This is a genomic window from Thermocrispum sp., from assembly GCF_002919275.1.
Classification (GTDB): Bacteria; Actinomycetota; Actinomycetes; order Mycobacteriales; family Pseudonocardiaceae; genus Thermocrispum; species Thermocrispum agreste.
This window is the reverse complement of sequence record NZ_PKFA01000012.1, coordinates 25869-44217: the sequence shown is the minus strand read 5'-3', so window position 1 is coordinate 44217 and position 18349 is coordinate 25869. Positions and strand designations below refer to the sequence as shown.

The 18349-nt window shown below is 68.8% G+C and carries 15 protein-coding genes; 8 read left to right on the top strand and 7 right to left on the bottom strand.

Translation table 11 applies throughout. The annotated features are described in order from the left end of the window. Positions 1-154 precede the first annotated feature (154 nt). Together CXP56_RS02215 and CXP56_RS02210 are read right to left on the bottom strand one after the other, a co-directional pair. On the bottom strand, positions 155-730 hold the full coding sequence (locus tag CXP56_RS02215) for a TetR/AcrR family transcriptional regulator (protein WP_028847149.1): 576 nt from the start codon (positions 728-730) through the stop codon (positions 155-157). Positions 731-912: 182 nt separating this feature from the next. Then, entirely contained in the window at positions 913-2106 is a 1194-nt protein-coding gene (locus tag CXP56_RS02210; RefSeq protein WP_028847148.1) for a Glu/Leu/Phe/Val dehydrogenase dimerization domain-containing protein, read from the bottom strand. A 279-nt stretch (positions 2107-2385) separates the two neighbouring features. Here CXP56_RS02210 and CXP56_RS02205 point away from each other — a divergent pair, with 279 nt between their 5' ends. Continuing rightward, on the top strand, positions 2386-3312 hold the full coding sequence (locus CXP56_RS02205; protein WP_084609105.1) for a LysR family transcriptional regulator: 927 nt from the start codon (positions 2386-2388) through the stop codon (positions 3310-3312). On the opposite strand, the gene CXP56_RS02200 is transcribed toward CXP56_RS02205, so the two are convergent. The 5 genes from CXP56_RS02200 to CXP56_RS02180 form a co-directional block, all read right to left on the bottom strand. Beyond that, a complete protein-coding gene (locus CXP56_RS02200; protein ID WP_286899495.1) occupies positions 3313-5142 on the bottom strand; it encodes an ABC transporter ATP-binding protein in 1830 nt (609 codons plus the stop codon). A gap of 188 nt (positions 5143-5330) precedes the next feature. Continuing rightward, positions 5331-6197 (bottom strand): hypothetical protein, encoded by an 867-nt coding sequence (locus CXP56_RS02195; protein WP_286899493.1) that lies wholly within the window; start codon positions 6195-6197, stop codon positions 5331-5333. A gap of 20 nt (positions 6198-6217) precedes the next feature. After that, on the bottom strand, positions 6218-7123 hold the full coding sequence (locus CXP56_RS02190) for a L,D-transpeptidase (protein WP_051310027.1): 906 nt from the start codon (positions 7121-7123) through the stop codon (positions 6218-6220). A 430-nt stretch (positions 7124-7553) separates the two neighbouring features. Continuing rightward, a complete protein-coding gene (acnA, locus tag CXP56_RS02185; protein WP_028847143.1) occupies positions 7554-10379 on the bottom strand; it encodes an aconitate hydratase AcnA in 2826 nt (941 codons plus the stop codon). Between the two features lie 151 nt (positions 10380-10530). Continuing rightward, positions 10531-11130: a hypothetical protein gene (locus CXP56_RS02180; RefSeq protein WP_211227496.1), complete on the bottom strand. Its 600-nt coding sequence runs from the start codon at positions 11128-11130 to the stop codon at positions 10531-10533. Between the two features lie 85 nt (positions 11131-11215). On the opposite strand from CXP56_RS02180, the gene CXP56_RS02175 reads away from it, so the two are divergent. The 7 genes from CXP56_RS02175 (at position 11216) to CXP56_RS02145 (ending at position 18335) form a co-directional block, all read left to right on the top strand. Further along, complete coding sequence (locus CXP56_RS02175) at positions 11216-12121, top strand: alpha/beta fold hydrolase (RefSeq protein WP_286899491.1); 906 nt, start codon at positions 11216-11218, stop codon at positions 12119-12121. 61 nt (positions 12122-12182) lie between these two features. Next, complete coding sequence (locus tag CXP56_RS02170) at positions 12183-12512, top strand: cupin domain-containing protein (protein WP_028847141.1); 330 nt, start codon at positions 12183-12185, stop codon at positions 12510-12512. Positions 12513-12604: 92 nt separating this feature from the next. Beyond that, complete coding sequence (locus CXP56_RS02165; protein ID WP_038044778.1) at positions 12605-13063, top strand: PaaI family thioesterase; 459 nt, start codon at positions 12605-12607, stop codon at positions 13061-13063. Between the two features lie 104 nt (positions 13064-13167). Beyond that, the gene (locus CXP56_RS02160; RefSeq protein WP_286899485.1) at positions 13168-13773 is read left to right on the top strand and encodes a superoxide dismutase family protein; all 606 of its coding nucleotides are present in this window, start codon (positions 13168-13170) and stop codon (positions 13771-13773) included. Between the two features lie 374 nt (positions 13774-14147). Then, positions 14148-15803 carry an AMP-binding protein gene (locus CXP56_RS02155; RefSeq protein WP_286899482.1) on the top strand — a complete coding sequence of 552 codons (1656 nt, stop codon included), beginning with the start codon at positions 14148-14150 and terminating at the stop codon, positions 15801-15803. Then, the gene (locus CXP56_RS02150; protein WP_286899480.1) at positions 15800-17125 is read left to right on the top strand and encodes a PucR family transcriptional regulator; all 1326 of its coding nucleotides are present in this window, start codon (positions 15800-15802) and stop codon (positions 17123-17125) included. Before CXP56_RS02155 ends, CXP56_RS02150 begins: the two co-directional genes overlap by 4 nt. Positions 17126-17138: 13 nt before the next feature. Then, on the top strand, positions 17139-18335 hold the full coding sequence (locus CXP56_RS02145) for an acyl-CoA dehydrogenase family protein (RefSeq protein ID WP_286899477.1): 1197 nt from the start codon (positions 17139-17141) through the stop codon (positions 18333-18335). Positions 18336-18349 lie beyond the last annotated feature (14 nt).

Below are 18349 nucleotides of genomic sequence, written 5' to 3'. Positions count from 1 at the left end.
ACCTTGTCGGTGTCACTCCTCGAAACGTTGTTGCAGCGCATGCGCTTGCGCCTCGCGCCTGCGACCAGGGTACCCGGCGATGCGCAAGATCGCTGCAAACCGGATCGGATTGCCCGCCACGGACAACACCGGATCGGCTGCACCCACGCGCACGTCACCGCCGCTTGCGCCGGGTCGTCTCCTCGACCAGGTCGAGGACCGGTTCCAGACCGGCGGCGGGCATCCCCATCGCCAGCCGGGAGGTCAATCCCTCCAGCACCAGCTCCAGGAACGAGGTCAGCACCTCGACGTCGACGTCGTCGCGCAGCTCTCCGGCCTCGAGCTTGCGTTGCAGGCGCTCGCGGGTGGCCCTGGTCAGCAGCTCGGAGCGCTCCGCCCAGCGGCGGCGGAACTCCTCGTCCGTGCGCAGCCTGCGGGACACCTCCAGCCGCGTGCCCAGCCAGTCCACCAGCTGCGGGGAACTGCCCGCGAGCAGATCCCGCATCACCTGCACCAGGCCCTGCTCGGCGACCACTTCGGCCATCCGGACCGCGTCGTCCTCGGCCAGCGCCAGGAACAGTGACTCCTTGTCCTTGAAGTGGTGGAAGATCGCCCCGCGGGACAGCCCGATGGTTTCCTCGAGCCTGCGCACCGTGGCGCCTTCGTAGCCGTGGCGGGCGAAACAGATCCGGGCACCGTCCAGGATCTGCCGTCGCCGGGCGTCGAGGTGATCCTGGCTGACCTTGGGCACACCGTGATCCTGGCATCGGTGATCGTCGAGTGCAATCCGTACGTACGTTCTGTTGGCGGAGTGTCGCGATCACCACGCAACCCGGGCGTGCGCGGGCGGCCGGAGAAGGGCGCGTGCTACCGGCGGGTCAAGGGAGGCCCGTGGTACCACGCCGGCCGTGGACGGCGGCCCGGCCGGCAGGGTCAGGGGATGGTCAGTGCGACCACGCCCTCGGCTTCCTCGGCCCGTCGTGCGGCCTGGTTCCGTTCCGCCTGCCGGACGGCCGTGACGCGCGGCGGGACCTTCCCCGTGTCCCACTCGTTCATCAGCACCGCCACTCTGGAGAGCATCGCGGTGCGCAGCTTCTGGAACGAGTCGGCCGGATCGGCTCCGACCTCGCCCATCAGCAACCACCAGGCCCAGGCGGCGGCGCCTGCGTTGGCGACGAAGTCCGGCACGACCGGGATGCCGCGCGCAGCGAGCGTGGCGTCGGCCTCGGGGGTGGTCGCGGCGTTCGCCGCCTCCACCACCGCGGACGCAACGACCTCGTCGGCGTTGCCCGGGTTGAGCGCGTAGGAGACCGCCGCGGGCACCAGGATGTCGGCCGGAATGCCGACGATCGCTTCGCGTGGCAGCCGCTGGACGGCGGCGGGAACACCGGAGCGGTCGATCTCGCCGAAGCGATTGCGCAGGCCGAGCAGATGCGGGACGTCCAGCCCGTCCGGGTGGTAGAGCGTGCCTGTGGCGTCGGCGACAGCGACCACGCGCACACCTGCCTCGTGCAGATACCACGCGGCACCGCCGCCCATCGTGCCGATGCCTTGAATCGCGACCGTGGTATCGGCTTCCTGCCACCGCCATGCGTTGATCACTCCGAGGCAGGCCTGGGCCACGCCGTAGCCGCCGATGACGTCGCCGAGCAGCTGGCCGCCCGGCACCGGCGCGTTCAGCCCGGCACGCACGCGTTGCAAGGTCCGTTCCGGATCCGGCGAGCGCCGGATCGCGGCGTGGAACGACTGCTGCAGGCCGAGCCCGGCGAACACGTCGTCGACCAGTGACTGCGGCACGCCGAGGTCCTCGGCCGTGACCCAGTGGTCGTCCAGCCACGGCCGCATCGCGGCGAAGAAGCGCTCCAGGACACCACGCGCGTCCGGATCCTTGGGGTCGCAGTCGATGCCGCCTTTGGCGCCGCCGACCGGCAGGTCGAATGTGGCGGCTTTGAGCGCCATGCCGTAGGCGAGATCGGCGACTTCGGATTCCGTGCAGCCGGCACGCATGCGAGTGCCGCCGGTGGCCATGCCGGAGACCAGCGTGTGCACGACGAGGTAGCCGTTTCTGCCGGTCACCGGATCGGTCCAGGTCACTCGGACAAGGGGAGCGCTGCGTGCCGCGGTCATGCCACCACCTCCGAACTCGCCTGCAGGACCCGGGCCGGCGCGGTCACCGCCTGCCCGCGGACGATCGCCGGGCCATCCGCCGGAAAAGCGCGCACGACGACCACCGGCACCGCCTCGGCCTGGTCGATGCCGGTACTCGTTCGCCCGGATGATCCGGCGGTCGCCGGGATGCCGCCGTAGTGTCAGAGTCGGGCCCGGCGGCGGTCGCGTCCAGTTACGAGTGCTGTATGCCGGCGTTTAGCGTTTGTTTACGTCCGGCGCAGGGACGAAGGTGGCGGTATGGAGTTGTCGTTGCACCGCCTGCGCATGCTGCGTGAGCTGAACCGAAGGGGTACGGTCACCGCTGCGGCGAGCGCACTGCACTACACCGCTTCCGCAGTGTCGCAACAGCTTGCGCAGCTGGAACGGGACGTCGGTGCGCGGCTGTTCGAGCGGGTCGGGCGCCGGGTGCAGCTGACCGAACTCGGCAAGCTGCTGGCCGAGCACGCCGAAGAGATCCTGGAGTCGGTCGAGCGGGCCACGCTGGCGTTGGAGGAGGCGCAGGAGGCGCGCACGGTGACGCTGCGCGCCGGGGTGTTCGCCACCGTGGCGGCCGGGCTGCTGCCCGGGGCGCTGGAGCTGCTGTCCCAACGGCAACCGGGCATCCGGGTGCGCACCAAGCAGCTGGCTCCCGAGCACAGCATGCAGGCGGTCAAGGACGGCGAGGTGGACATCGCCTTCACGGTCAACTACTCGGATGCCCCGACACCGTGGGACCCGAACCTGCTCGGGGCGACGGTGGCCGTGGAGCGACTGCACGTGGCGGCGCCGGAGGGGGTGCTCGGCGGCAAGGACGGCGGACCGGTCGCGTTGTCCGATCTGGCCGAGCATCCGTGGATCATCGCGGGCCCCCGAAGCCACTTCGGCCGTGCGGTGCGGGCGGCCTGCTTGCGTGCCGGGTTCCAGCTGCGCGTCACGCACGAGGTGGAAGAACAGTCGACGGCGATGGCCATGGCGGCGGCGGGCCTGGGCATCACGCTGGTGTCGGATCTAGGGCTGACGCTGGCACCGTCCGGTATGGAAGCGCTGCCGTTGACGACACCGATCACCCGCACCGTGTCGTTGGCGTACCGCAGCACGACGGCTCGCCGGCCGGCGCTGCAAATGGTGATCGACGTCGTGCGGGCGGCCGCAGCCGATCTGGGCCTGAGCGCCGGAGGGGAGTAGTCACCGGTCCGGCGCCTGCCCGGCGGTGGTGCCGCGGACGTCGTCGCCGGGGTGACCGGCCAGGAGCCTTTGATACCGGCCGCAGCTGCGCAGCAGGTCGTCGTGGGTGCCGGACGCGGCCAGCCGCCCGTGGTCGACGACCAGGATGGTGTCGGCGTGGCGGACAGTCGTGAGCCGATGGGTGACGATCAGCACCGCGCAGTCGTCCGGCAGCTGGTCCAGCGCCGCCACGACAAGACGCTCGTTGACGGTGTCCAGGCTGGCGGTGGGTTCGTCGAGCAGCAGCAACGACGGGCGCGCCAGCAGTGCGCGGGCGATGGCCAAGCGCTGGCGTTCCCCGCCGGACATCCGCGCACCGTGCTCGCCGAGCTGGGTGTCCAGACCATGTGGCAGGTTCGCCACGAACTCGTGCAGGTTGGCTTGCCGCAACGCTCGCCACATCGCGTCGTCGGAGGCTCCCGGCGCGGCGAGCGCCAGGTTGTCCCGCACGGTGCCGTGCAGCACCGGGGCGTCCTGTTCGACCAGCCCGGTCATGGCCCGGCATTGGGCGCGGGTGAGTTCGGTGGCCGGCCTGCCGAGGAACTCGATCCGTCCGCTGTCGGGGTCGCGGAACCGGCAGATCAACGCCAGGATCGTGGACTTGCCCGCGCCGGACGGGCCGACGACGGCCGTGCGACTGCCGGGCGGCAGCGCGAAGCTGATTCCGCGCAGGGCCGGGCGCCCGTCGTAGGAGAAGTGGACGTCGTCGAATCGCAGCACTGCGGGGGGCGGGGCGGCCGAGTCGGCAATCCGGGTGATGGCCGGTACCGCGGGCTCGACCGGTTCGGTCGGCAGGTGGAGCGCATCGTCGACACGCTGCAACGCGCCGAGCGCGCGTTTGGCGACGGTGATGCCCTCGAGCATGGTGCCCAAGGGAACGACCAGGTAGACGGCGTACAGCAGCAGGGCGACGAGGTCGCCCAAGGGCAGGTCGCCGGACGCGACGCGCGTACCACCGATCACCAGGACCACCAAAAACGACCCGGTCGCGGCCAGCTGCGCGGCCGGGGTGGCCGTCGCGCTCAGCCGGGCGCCGCGGATCCCGGCCGCGTACGCTTTCTGCGCCGACCGCCCGATCCGGTCCGTCTCGGCGTCCTCGGCGCGGTGGATGCGAATGGTCCGCAATGCGGACAGGCCGCGTTCGAGGTCGGCGGCGAACGTGCCCACGGCGTTCTGGGCTTGCTCCCCGGCCTGCCGGATGCGGTCGAGGACCAGCCCCACTCCACCGGCCGCGACGACGAACACGATCACGACCACCATGAACACGACGGGGTCGAGGAGCAGCATCAGCACCGTCGCGCCGCACACCGTGGCCGCACCGATGACGATGTCGACCACGGTGCGGGTGGCGGTGTCGCGGAGCACGGTGGTGTCGTTGCCCGCTCGGGAGATCAAGTCCCCGATCCGGTGCCGGTCGAGCACGTCGATGCGGATGCGCAGCAACCTGTGCACGAGTCGCCGCCGCAGGCCGAGCCCGACGTCTTCGCCGATGCGCTCCAGCAGGTAACGGCCGGTCGTGTCGAGAAGGATTTGCGCGACGAACAGGGCGGCGAGTGCCAGCGCGAACCCGCTGACCGGCTGTCCGGCGCGCACACCGTCGATGACCGCTCCGGCCAGCATCGGCTGAGCCAGGCCCAGAGCGGACGCGGTGAGCGCCAACAGTGCGGCGACGACGGTAGTACCCCGGTACGGGCGGAGCAGCCGCATCAGGTCCAGCAGGCCGACCTGACGGGTGGATTCGTCACCCGCAAAGCCGTCCGCGCATCGGGTGGACGTCTCGTCGGACGTCATGCCGCAGCTCCGCCGTGGTCCGACTCCCGGAGCGGTTCCGGATCAGCGGACATCGTCGAGCAGCACATCCCCCAGAGCGAATCCATAGGCCGCAGTATGCCCGGATTCGGCGCCGTCCACCGCAGAGATGCAGCAGGCCCACCCACCGGTGCGGTGGGCGGGCCTGCGAGGTGTGGTCGAGTGAGCGGTCAGCCGGTCACCGGAAGCTTGGTGGTCACCGGGGCCGGCTTGGTCGCGGTCGGCGGGGTCTGGTCGTCCTCGTCGCCGTCGTCGACATCGGTGACCCCGCACGTGGCGTTGCCGAGCTTGATCACCTGGGTGCCGTCCAGCAGGTTGAGCTCGAGGCCGGTCACGCTGAACGAGCCGTCCTCGTCGTCAGCCACCTGCTTGTTGATGGTCAGCTGCAGCAACGGGTTCTCCGGCAGGCCGACGTTCTCCGGCGCCTCCGGCAGCTCGATCTTGTGGCCGAGCAGCTTCACGTCGGCGATCTTCAGGCCGCCCTGGTCGCCGTCGCAGTAGACCTCGACCAGACCGAGCTCCAGCACGGACAGCCTGCCCTTGATCACGTCGCAGAGCGGCTTCGGGTCGAGCTTCTTGGTGAGCTCGACGACCAGGTCGGTCAGCGGGTTCTTCGGCAGCTTCTCCGGCAACTTGGGCTTCGATGCGTCGCACGGCTTGGCCAGTAACCCGCGAAGCTGGTCGACGGCCTTCTGCAGGTCCTTGAGGTTCTTCGGCAGCTGGACATTTGCAGGCAGCACGCTGACGTCCGCCAGCTTCACCGACGCCTGGCCGTCACCCGCGGAGACCTTGGCGACCGCCACGTTCAGCAGCGGGTTCTCGGGCAGCTCGACGAGCGAATCGGTCTTGGTCGATCCGTCGGAGGACTCCACGTAGGGGACCGGCTCGATCTCGAGGACGCCCTCGGCGGCGACGCCGTAGGCCGACGATGTGCTGGTCTCGGCGAAACCGACGGTCGTACCGGCCACGAGGGCCACGACCGCGGCGGCCGCCCCAACGGCAGCGGCGCCGGCAGCGGCGATCGCGCGTCGTTTCATGGATTCCTTCTCCTTTTCGATCATTGCTCGTCCACCAGCACGAGGGTGCCGAGTGGAACTTCCTGGAGCTTGCGCAACGCGTCCTGTGGCACACGGATACAGCCGTGGCTGGTCGCGGTTCCGATGACGTCGTCGGTTGGCCAGGTGTGGATCGCCACCGTGCCTGGCCCGCCGCCGAACGTGTCGAGTGTGTCGCTGTGGGTGCCCAGCGGCAGGATCACCGGCGAGTAGTTCTGGCTGGGGTCGACCATGGAGCCCAGCAGGAACGTCCGGCCGGTCGGGGTCGGGGTCGCCGGCGCACCGATGCCGATGTCCCACTGGCCGATCACCTCCGGGCGCTTGCCCGGCTTGTCGGCTTCCAGCAGCTCCAGCCGCATCGACTTCAGATGCACGGCGATCAGGTAGGGGGTGTAGGCGCGTTCCACCTGGTTCGCGCGCAGCCACCCGGTGGAGCCGTTGGGCTTGGACGGCAGCAGCACGTGCACCCAGCCGTTGCGCTCGCCGATCACCGGCAGCCAGGTGTCGCCGATCTGCTTGGGCCCGATCTTGCCGATGGGCTTGCCGTTCGGCCGCTGGTGGATGGTGATCATCGAGCGCGGGTGCACGATGATGCCCTCGGTCCTGGCCTGCGGGTCCGGGTCCGGCATGGTGCCGGTCAACCGGGTGTGCGTGGTCGACTCGATCAGCGCGGCCGGCTTGGCCGTGCCTGCCTGCTTGCTGGGCTTGGGCGCCGGGGACGGCTTCTCGGCGTCGGCCGCCACCGGCAGCGACGGGGCTTCGGCAGGGGAGTCGGGCGGGGTGGACAGCCACATGATCCCGACGACACCCACGACGACGACCAGGACGCCGGCCAGCGCGGACAGCAGGTTGGCGCGCAGCGACGTCGGACGTGCCGTCTTGGTGCGAGCAGACGCGTGCTTGGCCATCGGTTCCTTCGTAGTGATGCGGTTGTCGGTGGATCACCGGGCGGGGACCACGTCTCCGGTGATGTCCGTCGAGCCCTCTCGTAAGGAACAAACGTCGCAAACGGCTGAAGGTCACGGACGGAACCGGATCATATGAGGGGCCCCTGCGCGGGATGATCCGGACACGCAGAACAAAAAGGGACAACCTGGCCAGTCTGCTGTGTGCAATCCGTGCAGGTCAGGACACTGATGAGTGACACACCGGTGCCTGACCGGCGATCGCAGCGACCCTCGGCCGGGCGCTGGGAGACCCCCGAGCACCCGGAGAACTTCACTCTTACGTGTGACACGCGCGATGGGGAGTCGCGCTCCGGCGGCGCGATCCGGGCAGAGAAAAAGCTCGCCGGCGCCCAGCCAGTGGGCACCGGCGAGCCGGTCAGGGATCGGACAGTCAGTTCCGGATCATCTTCCGCAGCACGTACTGCAGGATGCCGCCGTTGCGGTAGTAGTCGGCCTCGCCGGGCGTGTCGATCCGCACCACGGCGTCGAACTCGACCTTCTCGCCGGACTCCTTGGTGGCGGTCACGTGCACCGTCCGCGGGGTCCTGCCCTCGTTCAGCTCGGTCAGGCCCGTGATGTCGTAGACCTCGGTGCCGTCCAGGCCGAGCGAGTCGGCCGACTCGCCCTCCGGGAACTGCAGCGGGACGACACCCATGCCGATCAGGTTCGACCGGTGGATCCGCTCGAACGACTCGCAGATGACCGCCCGCACGCCGAGCAGCCGGGTGCCCTTGGCCGCCCAGTCGCGCGACGACCCGGAGCCGTATTCCTTGCCGCCGAGCACCACCAGCGGGATGTTCTGCTTGGCGTAGTTCTGGGCGGCGTCGTAGATGAACGTCTGCGGGTGACCCTCCTGGGTGAAGTCGAGCGTGTAGCCGCCCTGCGGGCCGTTGCCGCTCGGGTCCAGCAGCAGGTTGCGCAGCCGGATGTTGGCGAACGTGCCGCGGATCATCACCTCGTGGTTGCCGCGCCGCGAGCCGTAGGAGTTGAAGTCCTTGCGCTCGATGCCGTGCTCCATCAGGTAGCGCCCGGCGGGCGAGTCCTGCTTGATGGCACCGGCCGGGGAGATGTGGTCGGTGGTCACCGAGTCGCCCAGCTTGACCAGCACCCGGGCGCCGGTGATGTCCTGCACCGGCTCCGGCTCCAGCGTCATGCCCTCGAAATACGGGGGCTTGCGCACGTAGGTGGACTCCGGGTCCCAGGAGAACGTCTTGCCGGTCGGAGTCGGCAACGACTTCCAGCGCTCACCGCCGTCGAACACGTCGGCGTAGTCCTTGGTGAACATCTCCTTGGTGATCGACGAGTCGATGGTCTGCTGGATCTCCTGCGGGCTCGGCCAGATGTCCCGCAGGTAGACCTCGTTGCCGTCGTCGTCGACCCCCAGCGGCTGGTTCTCGAAGTCGAAGTCCATCGTGCCGGCCAGTGCGTAGGCGATCACCAGCGGCGGCGAGGCCAGGTAGTTCATCTTCACGTCGGGGTTGATCCGGCCCTCGAAGTTGCGGTTGCCGGACAGCACCGACACCACCGACAGGTCGTGCTCCTGGATCGCCGCGGAGATCTCCTCGGGCAGCGGGCCGGAGTTGCCGATGCAGGTGGTGCAGCCGTAGCCGACCAGGTGGAATCCGAGCTTCTCCAGGTACGGCCACAGGCCGGCCTTCTCGTAGTAGTCGCTGACCACCTGCGAGCCGGGCGCCATCGACGTCTTCACCCACGGCTTGACCGACAGGCCCTTCTGCACCGCGTTGCGGGCCAGCAGCGCCGCGCCGAGCATGACCGACGGGTTCGAGGTGTTGGTGCACGAGGTGATGGACGCGATCACCACGGCGCCGTGGTCGAGCTCGAACTCGCCCCGCTCCTCGGAGACCACCTTCACCGGCTTGGAGATCCGGCCGGTGGCGCCGTTGGCCGCCGACAGCACCTTCGGCGCCTCGGCGTCGTCGTTGGCGGTGGACGGCGCGATCGGGTCGCTGGCCGGGAACGACTCCTCGGATGCCTCGTCCATCGACGTGTGCGGGGTCGCCGCGCCGTCACCGACGTAGTCGCGCAGCGCGGTGCGGAACGCCGTCTTGGCCTGACTCAGCTCGATGCGGTCCTGCGGCCGCTTCGGGCCGGCGATGGACGGCACCACGGTGGACAGGTCCAGCTCGATGTACTCGGAGTACTCCGGCTCCCGGTTCGGGTCGTGCCACAGGCCCTGCTCCTTGGCGTAGGCCTCGACCAGCGCCACTTGCTCGTCGGAGCGGCCGGTCAGCCTCAGGTACCGGAGGGTTTCGTCGTCGATCGGGAAGATCGCCGCGGTGGAGCCGAACTCCGGGCTCATGTTGCCGATCGTGGCCCGGTTGGCCAGTGGCACCTCGCTGACGCTCTCGCCGTAGAACTCGACGAACTTGCCCACCACGCCGTGCTTGCGCAGCATCTGGGTGATGGTCAGCACCACGTCGGTGGCGGTCACGCCGGACGGGATCTCACCGGTGAGCTTGAAGCCGACCACGCGCGGGATGAGCATGGAGACCGGCTGGCCGAGCATGGCGGCTTCCGCCTCGATCCCGCCGACGCCCCAGCCGAGCACGCCGAGACCGTTGACCATCGTGGTGTGCGAGTCGGTGCCCACGCACGAGTCGGGGTAGGCCTGGCCGTTGCGGGCCATCACCACGCGGGCCAGGTACTCGATGTTGACCTGGTGCACGATGCCGGTGCCCGGCGGGACGACCTTGAACTCGTCGAAGGCGTTCTGGCCCCAGCGCAGGAACTGGTAGCGCTCGCGGTTGCGCTCGTACTCGATCTCGACGTTGCGCTCGAACGCGTCCGGGCGGCCGAACACGTCGATGATCACCGAGTGGTCGATGACCAGTTCGGCGGGGGCGAGCGGGTTGACCTTGTCCGGGTCGCCGCCCAGCTCGGCCACCGCCTCGCGCATCGTGGCCAGGTCGACCACGCACGGCACGCCGGTGAAGTCCTGCATGATCACCCGGGCCGGGGTGAACTGGATCTCCACCGACGGCTCGGCCTTGGGGTCCCAGGTGCCCAGCGCGCGAATGTGGTCGGCGGTGATGTTCGCGCCGTCCTCGGTGCGCAGCAGGGCTTCCAGCAGGATCTTCAGGCTGTACGGAAGTCGCTCCGACCCCTCGACCTTGTCCAGGCGGAAGATCTCGTAGGAATTCTCGCCGACCCGGAGGGTGTCACGGGCGCCGAAGCTGTCGATGCTGGACGGGGTCACAGGGTTCTCGGTGCTCACGGGCGATCTCCGTTGCGAATCTTGCGTGGCGGGTAGGTGCGTTCGGGTGGTGCGAGTCTTGCGCACCGGTGCCGGGGAGGCCAACTCGGGTCGTGCCCGGCACCTCAAACAGTACACTCGTACTGTTTGACCTTCAACGTGGGTCCGCGGCGCGTCGCGCATCGGCCGGCGATCCTCGCCGGTTGCCCGGTCGATGATCCGTTCTGCCCTCGCCGATGGCGGTGCCCGCCGGCTCGCTCCTCGGGTTCCCCGGTTGCTGCGCGGCTATTCCGCTTACCTGTTTCCGTGTACGGCGGAGGCGGTCGCGGATGGAGCCGGGCGTGACTCCGCCGTCGGGATGGCGGACGAGCTTGCCGCGCCGGATCAGGTCGTGCACGCCCTGGCGGCTGATCCCCAGCATGGCGCCCGCAACGGGGTAGGAGACGCGCTCGGCAGTCGGGTGGCCGACGCGCCATGCGGTGACCTGCCCCATGGGTGTGCGCCACCAGCTGGCCGGAGGGTCGAAGGGTTCGTCGCTGGGATAGAGGGTGGCGACCAGTCGCATGATCAGGTCGACCGCGGTGTCGTCGCGTGCGTGCACCATGTCGCGCGCCCATGCCTCGGCTCGAGCGTGCACCAGTGAGCGGATGGGTGCCAGCGTCTCGGTGTCCTGGAGCAGGACTTCCAGCGGATCGATGCAGCGCGCGTTCACCAGCGTGACGAGCTGGTCGCGAAGTTCGTCCTCGAGGGCCACCGACGACCTCCGTGTACTTGACGCAGTTTGTCAAGTAATCATAAGGTCAGGGCGCTTGACAGGACTCGTCAAGTAGGAGGGTGACGTGATCGACGAGCTGACCGTCCCCGGAACGCCGGAACTCGTCGTCGCTGACTTCGGCGGACGCCCGGACGGGCCCGCGGTGGTACTGCTGCACGGGTTCGGTGGCAATTGTCTTCATTGGGCCGGATTCGCGCCGCTGCTGACCGACCGGTGTCGCGTGTTCGCCATGGACCTGCGAGGGCACGGCCGGTCGGGCGACGGTGCGTGGCGCTGGGACGCGCTGGTGGGCGACGTGCGGCGGGTGGTGGAGCACCTGGGCTTGCCCCGGCCGGTCGTCGTCGGTCACTCGCTCGGCGGCTTCGTCGCGACGATGTGGGCGGAGCAGCATCCAGAGTGCCGCGCGCTGGTGAACCTCGACGGCCTCCGGCCGGTGGAGACCGGCTTGCCGAACTACGTCGGTGGAGACCCGGAGGTGATCCGGCGTCAGCGTGCCGAGCTGAGTGCCGTCTTCGCCGCGCGGGAGAAGGCCGAGGCCGGGGCGGTCGACGACGATCGGTATGCGTCTCTGCGGGAGCAGTACCGGCAGCTCGGTGGTGACGCGGCCGTCGCAGAGCTCGCACGCAATGTCGTCGAGCACGACGGCTCGCGATACGTACGGCCCGCTGCGGAAATCGTCCGCGCATTCCGTGTTCAGCTGCGGGAACTCGACATCTTCCCGGTGCTTGCCGCGGTGAAGTCTCCCGCCTTGGTCTGCACGGCGACGCGGCCGATGCCGGGAGCGGAACGATTCGCCGACTTGCTCGATGCGCACCGTCGCGGTGTCGATCGGGATCTCGCGGCCGCCCGGCAGGCCAACCCCGGGCTACGTGTGAAGCACGTCCCGGCCAGCCACAACATGATCTACGAGCGGCCCAGGGCGATCGCCGCGCTGATCCGCGACTTTCTCGGTGAGACCGGCGCCGAGTAGCCTGCAGTTGTCGCGGAAGGCGGTTCGACCTGGTCGGACCCGGTGGAACGGGGTGCAGGCGATGAGTGCGAACACGGTCGACCTCCAGCAGCTAGCCGATGCACTGCTCGCCGAAGCCGCGGAGAACCATGCCGGACGGGCCGCCCGCACGATCGTCACCGGGGCAGCGCAGCGAGCAACCGTGATCGCGCTGCGTGAGGGCACCGCGATGGCCGAGCACGACTCGCCCCCGGCCGCCACGCTGCAGGTCCTCACCGGCCGGGCCCGGCTGCACACCGCGGGCGAGGAGTGGACGCTTCAGGCGGGGGAGCTGGTCGCGATCCCTCCGCAGCGACACGGCCTGCAGGCGCTGACCGACGTCGCCGTCCTGCTGACGGTCGCCTTGCGCTGAAAGACCGCCTGAGTGCGCGTCCAGGCGTCGTCGCTGATCCGATTGCGTGCGGAATGATCACCATGTGACCGATTTCGGTCACCATGAGGGGTATGGCCCTGACCACGGATCAGCTCTGGCGCTTCGCGCAGTCGGTCTTCGACGCGCAGCCGTTCACCAGGTTCCTCGGTGCCGAACTCGTCGACGTCGGACCGGGGCAGGTCACCATCGGCCTGCGGATGCGACCCGAGTTCAAACAACAGCACGGCTTCGCGCACGGCGGGCTCATCAGCTATCTGGCCGACAACGCCCTCACGTTCGCCGGTGGGCTGGCGCTGCGGACCGACGCGCTGACCGCCGAGCTCAAGATCAACTACGCCAAGCCGGCCACCGGGGACTATCTCGTCGCCAGGGCCGAGGCCGCGCTGTCGACGCTGCGCCAGGCGGTGTGCCGCTGTTCGATCTTCTCCCGGGTGGACGAGGGTGCGGCCGACCCGGAGGAACGGCTGGTCGCCCTGGCCCAGGGGACGATCGTGGCGGTCTCCAACGGCGGGCGCACCGATCAACGCTGACCGGCCGGGTCATTCACTCGATAGTGGTGTCGAGGCCGGGTTTGCCGAGTGAACGGGTGAGACGTGATGGAGAAGGACGTCGGAGATCGGGTAGAACGCCACCCGTGAGGAAGATCAACGCGCTATTGACAGGCACCGCCTTGGTGGCGGTGCTCTCCGCATGCGGTGAGGAGGCACCGGACGCGGCGTCGGAGCCGTCGCAGCGCCAGGACTCCGCCAAGCTCACAACCTTGCACGGCGAGGGCGAGTTCACCGACTACCGGCCGGGCACGCAAGCCAGCGCGATCCGCTACGACAAGAAGCTGGTGCCCTCCGGTGCCGAAGCGGAAGTCACGCTGACCGCCGACAGCTCGGGTGTGCGGGTGGAGCTCGAAGTCTCCGGCCTGCTGCCGAACCGTGAGTACGGCGCGCACGTCCACGTGAAGGAGTGCGGACCCACGGGTGACGACGCGGGCCCGCATTTCCAGCACGAGGAGGACCCAAAGCAGCCCTCGGTCGACCCGAAGTACGCCAACCCGGAGAACGAGATCTGGCTCGACTTCACCACCGACGACGAGGGGGAGGCGGAAGTCACGTCGGCGGTGAAGTTCACGCTCGGCGACCGCGTGCCGGGCTCGGTCGTCCTGCACGAGCACCATACCGGCACCGAGGAAGGCGAAGCCGGCACGGCCGGAGGGCGGATCGCCTGCATCACTCTGGTCAAGCAGTGATCGTTCCCGGATCCCAGCCCGATCTGGTGCTGTTCGCACCAGGTGTCAACGCGGCGTCGTGGTCCAACCGTGTCCTTCTGTTCTCGGGCGACCCGTCGGGTCGGGAGCGGGAAACAACGCCTTGTGACAGGTCTGGCACCTGTGCTGATCGGCCGGTGACCGACGCCGGCGCCAGTTGGGCACGCGTCGGACAGTCGTAGTCATGCGGGAGTGGAACCAGTGCAGCCGTCGGCTGGTTCCACTCCCTTCTCGCATTTCCTGCAGTTCCGCTCTTCTTCGTAGCTCGTACGGCCGGTCGATTCTTGTTGCTAGAACGGTCTGACCATTATATTATGCGACAAGTGTGATCGTCGCCTCATTGAAGAGGACCCGACATGTCTGCTCCCCTCAAGACTGTCCGTGACAGGTACTCGGACGTCGACATCGAGCGGTACTACCGCGCAGGTTTCTGGCAGCCCAGCAGCTTCTCCGCAGTCGTCCGGGCGCGCGCCGCGTCGCACCCGGACAAGACCTACGTCTGCGACGACGCCGAGTCGTTGACCTACTCCGAGTTCGCCGAGAAATCGCTGCGTCTGGCCGTCGGACTCAAGCGGGCAGGCGTGCGCCGAGGGGAGCGGGTCGCCGCCCAACTGCCCAACTGGACCGAGTTCCCGCTGCTGGCCGCCGCTTTGAACCGCATCGGCGCGATTCTGGTGCCGATCATGCCCATCTACCGCGAGAACGACGTTGCCTACGTCATCGATCACGCGGGGGTATCCACCGTGGTCACATGCGGGAAGTTCCGCGGGTTCGACCACGCCGCAATGTTCGCCGAGCTGAAGAAGCAGAACCCGCAGCTACGCGAGGTCTACGTGACACATGCCGGCAGCGCGCTCGGCTTCGCCCACGGCAAGCCGCTCGACGCTCTGTACGCCGATGGCGACATCAACCGGCTCGAACACGAAGCCGGCCCCGACACGTCCCCGGACGACGGCTTCGTGATCGTCTACACGTCGGGGACCACGTCACGACCCAAGGGCTGCTTCCACACCTTCAACACGTTGCGTGCCAGCGCGCTCGGCATCGCCAAGAGCATCCGCTACAGCGAACAGGACGTGCAGTTCGGGCCGTCACCGATCACGCACAGCACGGGGATCATCACCAGCGTTCTGTTGCCGCTGCTGCATGGCGCCTCGTCGTACCTGATGGACGTCTGGGACCCGGCAGTCGGCCTGGAACGGATCAAGGAGCACGGCTGCACCTGTGCGGTCACCGCGACCGCGTTCCTGCAGATGTTGATAGCCGCCTTCGACCCGGGCAAGCACGATCCGAGCAGTCTTCGGGTGTGGATCTGCGCCGGTGCCCCGATCCCGGGATCGGTGGTGGAGAAGGCACGCGAGATGTTCGGCTGCCACGTCCTGAGCCTGTACGGGCGGTCGGAGAACATGCTCACCACTATGTGCACGATCGACGACCCGGCGGAGCGGTCGGCAACGTCGGACGGCCGCGCACTGGCGGGCGCCGAGGTGAAGATCGTCGACAAAGAGGGCAGGGAGGTACCACGGGGGGAGGAAGGTGACATCGCCTACCGCGGCCCGAGCCACATGATCGAGTACTTCCGCAACGAGGAGGAGACCGCGAAGCTGTTCACCCCCGACGGTTTCTCGCGATCGGGTGACCTAGGCCGAGCCGACGAGAACGGGTACATCCGGGTGACTGGCCGGCTGAAGGACATCGTCATCCGCGGTGGCATGAATATCAGTGCGCGCGAGCTGGAGGACCACCTGGTCACCCACCCGAAGGTCGGCATGGTTGCGATCGTCGGCATGCCCGACGAGCGGTTGGGCGAGAAGGTGTGCGCCTACGTGGTGCCCGCCGACCCCGGCTCACCGCCGACTTTGGAGGAGCTGAACGCGTTGCTGGCCGAGCGCAAGGTCGCCAGGCAGAAGTTCCCCGAGCGACTGGAAGTCGTCTCGACGATGCCGACGACGGCCACCGGGAAGATCCAGAAGCACGTCCTGCGGGCAGACATCGCGAAGAAGCTGGCATGACCACCGCATACTTCCGTGCTGACGTCGCCACGCTGCAGCAACGGTGCGACGAATTGAGCCGGCGGCTGGCGATCGAGATGCGCTTGTCGCAGGCCGCTGCAGCGGGCAAGGGTATCGCCGGTCTTGTGCGCGAGATCGTCGAGATGACGCCGAACCCGCTGTGGTTGATCGACCAGCGGCGTCGGGTGGTGGCGAGGTCGGTGCGCAACCGGGGCTCGGACTTCGCGCCCCCCGATGTCGACCTGCTGCTCGAGCACAACGGTCCGGTCGACCTCACCGCGGCCGAGCCACTGGTGATCGAGCCGGATCCGCCGCGCGGAGTGGTGCGCCGGCATCTGCTCATGCCGGTCGCGCGGGGTGGGAGTCTGTTCGCCTGGCTGGTGATGGCGGAAGTGGCGCGCCGGTTCCGCACCGGCGACGTGGTCCTGGCCAGCCGCTCCGCCTTCCACCTAGCCGGCGAGTACGCGGTGCAAGCCAAGATTGCGCGGGTGTCGTGGAACGCGCGGTCCGCTCTCACCCGGCAACTGTTGCGCGGCCCGGAGGCCGAGGACGACCTGGCCGCCGCGGCCGAGTACTTGGGTGTGCTCGTCGACGTCGACCGTGTGGTGGTGCACGTCGCCGAGACCGCCGACAGACACGTATCCGACGAACGTAAGCTCGCCGACGAGCTGGCCGCCCTTCTCGGCGTGGAAGTACTGGGCACGCACGTCGGTGACGGTGTCGTTCTGCTGGTCGAGGCGGCCGACACCTGTGGGTTCGTGCAGCAGGTGAAGGACGCGGTGCGGCAGGTGATCGCCACCGTGGGTCGCGCGGGCGCCGCGGCGGGCGTGTCCGGTGTGACCGCACCGTCCGAACTGCCGCGGGCCCACCGCGAAGCACGCGAAGTGGCGCTGTGTGTGCAGCAGTTCGCCAGTTCGAGCGAGCGCGTGGTCACGGTGGACGAGCTCGGCCCGGCCCGGCTGTTCGTAGCCAACAGCGACATCGCCGCCGTCCGCCGCTACGTCCGCGACGTGCTGGGCAAGCTGCTCAGCGGGGCACCAGGCACCGCCGACCTGCTGCGCACGCTGCAGTGCTTCTTCGACACCGGGCGCAGCGTGCGCGAATCGGCAGGTCGGCTGGGTATTCACGAGAACACCGTCCGCCTGCGACTGGCCAAGGTGTGCGACATCACCGGACTCGATGTCGCGTCCGACGCCGACGACCAACTCAGTGTGCAGACCGCGCTGCTGGTGCTGCGCCTGGAGGGTCATCCGGCCGTGCCGTCGTTCGCCGAGCGCGGCGCGGTCGGCAGCGATCGCACGCGAACCAAGGACACCGCCTGACCACGGAGGGTTGATGGATCTCGCCGACACCCCTGCCGAGGCCGCGTTCCGCGAACGCGTCCGGAGCTTTCTCGACGACGCGCTGCCGCGCTTGCCGTGGCCGGAACCGGAGCGGCTGGAGGACAAGGTGCCGTTCTGGCGGCAGTGGCAGCGGATGCTGTACGACGCCGGGCTGGCTGGGCTGACGTGGCCGAAGGAGTACGGCGGCCAAGGGCTCGACGAGCGCATGCGTGCGATCTTCACCACCGAGTGCGACCTCGCGGGCGCACCGGAACGCCTCAACATCGTCGGCGAGGACTTTTGCGGGCCGACCATTGCGCACTTCGGCACCGACGAGCAGAAACGACGCTTCCTGAAGCCCATCCTCACGGGCGAGCACATCTGGTGCCAGCTGTTCTCCGAGCCCGAGGCCGGGTCCGATCTGGCCAGCCTGCGTACCAAGGCCGTCAAGGTCGAGGGCGGGTGGCGCGTCACCGGTCAGAAGATCTGGACCAGCCGGGCGCAGATCGCCTCGTACGCGATCCTGTTGGCCCGCACCGGTGGCAACGACCCGGACAAGCAGCGCCATCGGGGAATCACGTTCTTCCTGCTGCCGATGGACTCCGACGGCATCACCGTCAACCCGCTCAAGCACATGCTCGGCGAGGCGGAGTTCAACGAGGTGTTCCTTGACGACGTGTTCGTACCGGACGAGCTGGTGGTCGGCGAGGTCGACGGCGGCTGGAAGGTCACGATGGGCACGCTGTCGTTCGAACGGGTCGCGATCGCCACCGGCCGCGTCAACACCACCAGGGCCGTCAACGACATCATCGCCGACATCCGGCAGATGACCGACGAGCACGGCAAACCCCTGGGGGCCGACCCGCGCATCCGCCAGCGGGTCGCCGACCTGTGGGGGCGGGCCATGATCCACCACGCCGTCAACCAGCGGGTGATCACCGGCGCGTCGCACGGTGCCCCGCCGGGTCCGGTCACGTCGATCGGGAAGCTCTACTTCTGCCCGCTAGTGGAGGATCTCGCCGACTTCCGGCTGTCGCTCGCGCCGCTGGGGGGACAGTTCGGCCTCGACGACGTCGACGACACCAGTGAGCGGTCCCGCCGCTGGCTGCGCCTGGCCAACCAGTCCCGTGGCACCGCCATCGCCGGCGGATCCACGTTCATCCAACGCAACATCGCGGCCGAGCGGATTCTCGGCATGCCCCGTCGCTGAGGAGGCCAATTGAC

Coding starts and splice junctions, on each gene's coding strand:
- CXP56_RS02210 (WP_028847148.1), bottom strand. CDS start 2,106: ATGACCGCGGCACGCAGCGCTCCCCTTGTCCGAGTGACCTGGACCGAT.
- CXP56_RS02205 (WP_084609105.1), top strand. CDS start 2,386: ATGGAGTTGTCGTTGCACCGCCTGCGCATGCTGCGTGAGCTGAACCGA.
- CXP56_RS02200 (WP_286899495.1), bottom strand. CDS start 5,142: ATGACGTCCGACGAGACGTCCACCCGATGCGCGGACGGCTTTGCGGGT.
- CXP56_RS02195 (WP_286899493.1), bottom strand. CDS start 6,197: ATGAAACGACGCGCGATCGCCGCTGCCGGCGCCGCTGCCGTTGGGGCG.
- CXP56_RS02190 (WP_051310027.1), bottom strand. CDS start 7,123: ATGGCCAAGCACGCGTCTGCTCGCACCAAGACGGCACGTCCGACGTCG.
- CXP56_RS02170 (WP_028847141.1), top strand. CDS start 12,183: ATGAGTGCGAACACGGTCGACCTCCAGCAGCTAGCCGATGCACTGCTC.
- CXP56_RS02165 (WP_038044778.1), top strand. CDS start 12,605: ATGGCCCTGACCACGGATCAGCTCTGGCGCTTCGCGCAGTCGGTCTTC.
- CXP56_RS02155 (WP_286899482.1), top strand. CDS start 14,148: ATGTCTGCTCCCCTCAAGACTGTCCGTGACAGGTACTCGGACGTCGAC.
- CXP56_RS02150 (WP_286899480.1), top strand. CDS start 15,800: ATGACCACCGCATACTTCCGTGCTGACGTCGCCACGCTGCAGCAACGG.
- CXP56_RS02145 (WP_286899477.1), top strand. CDS start 17,139: ATGGATCTCGCCGACACCCCTGCCGAGGCCGCGTTCCGCGAACGCGTC.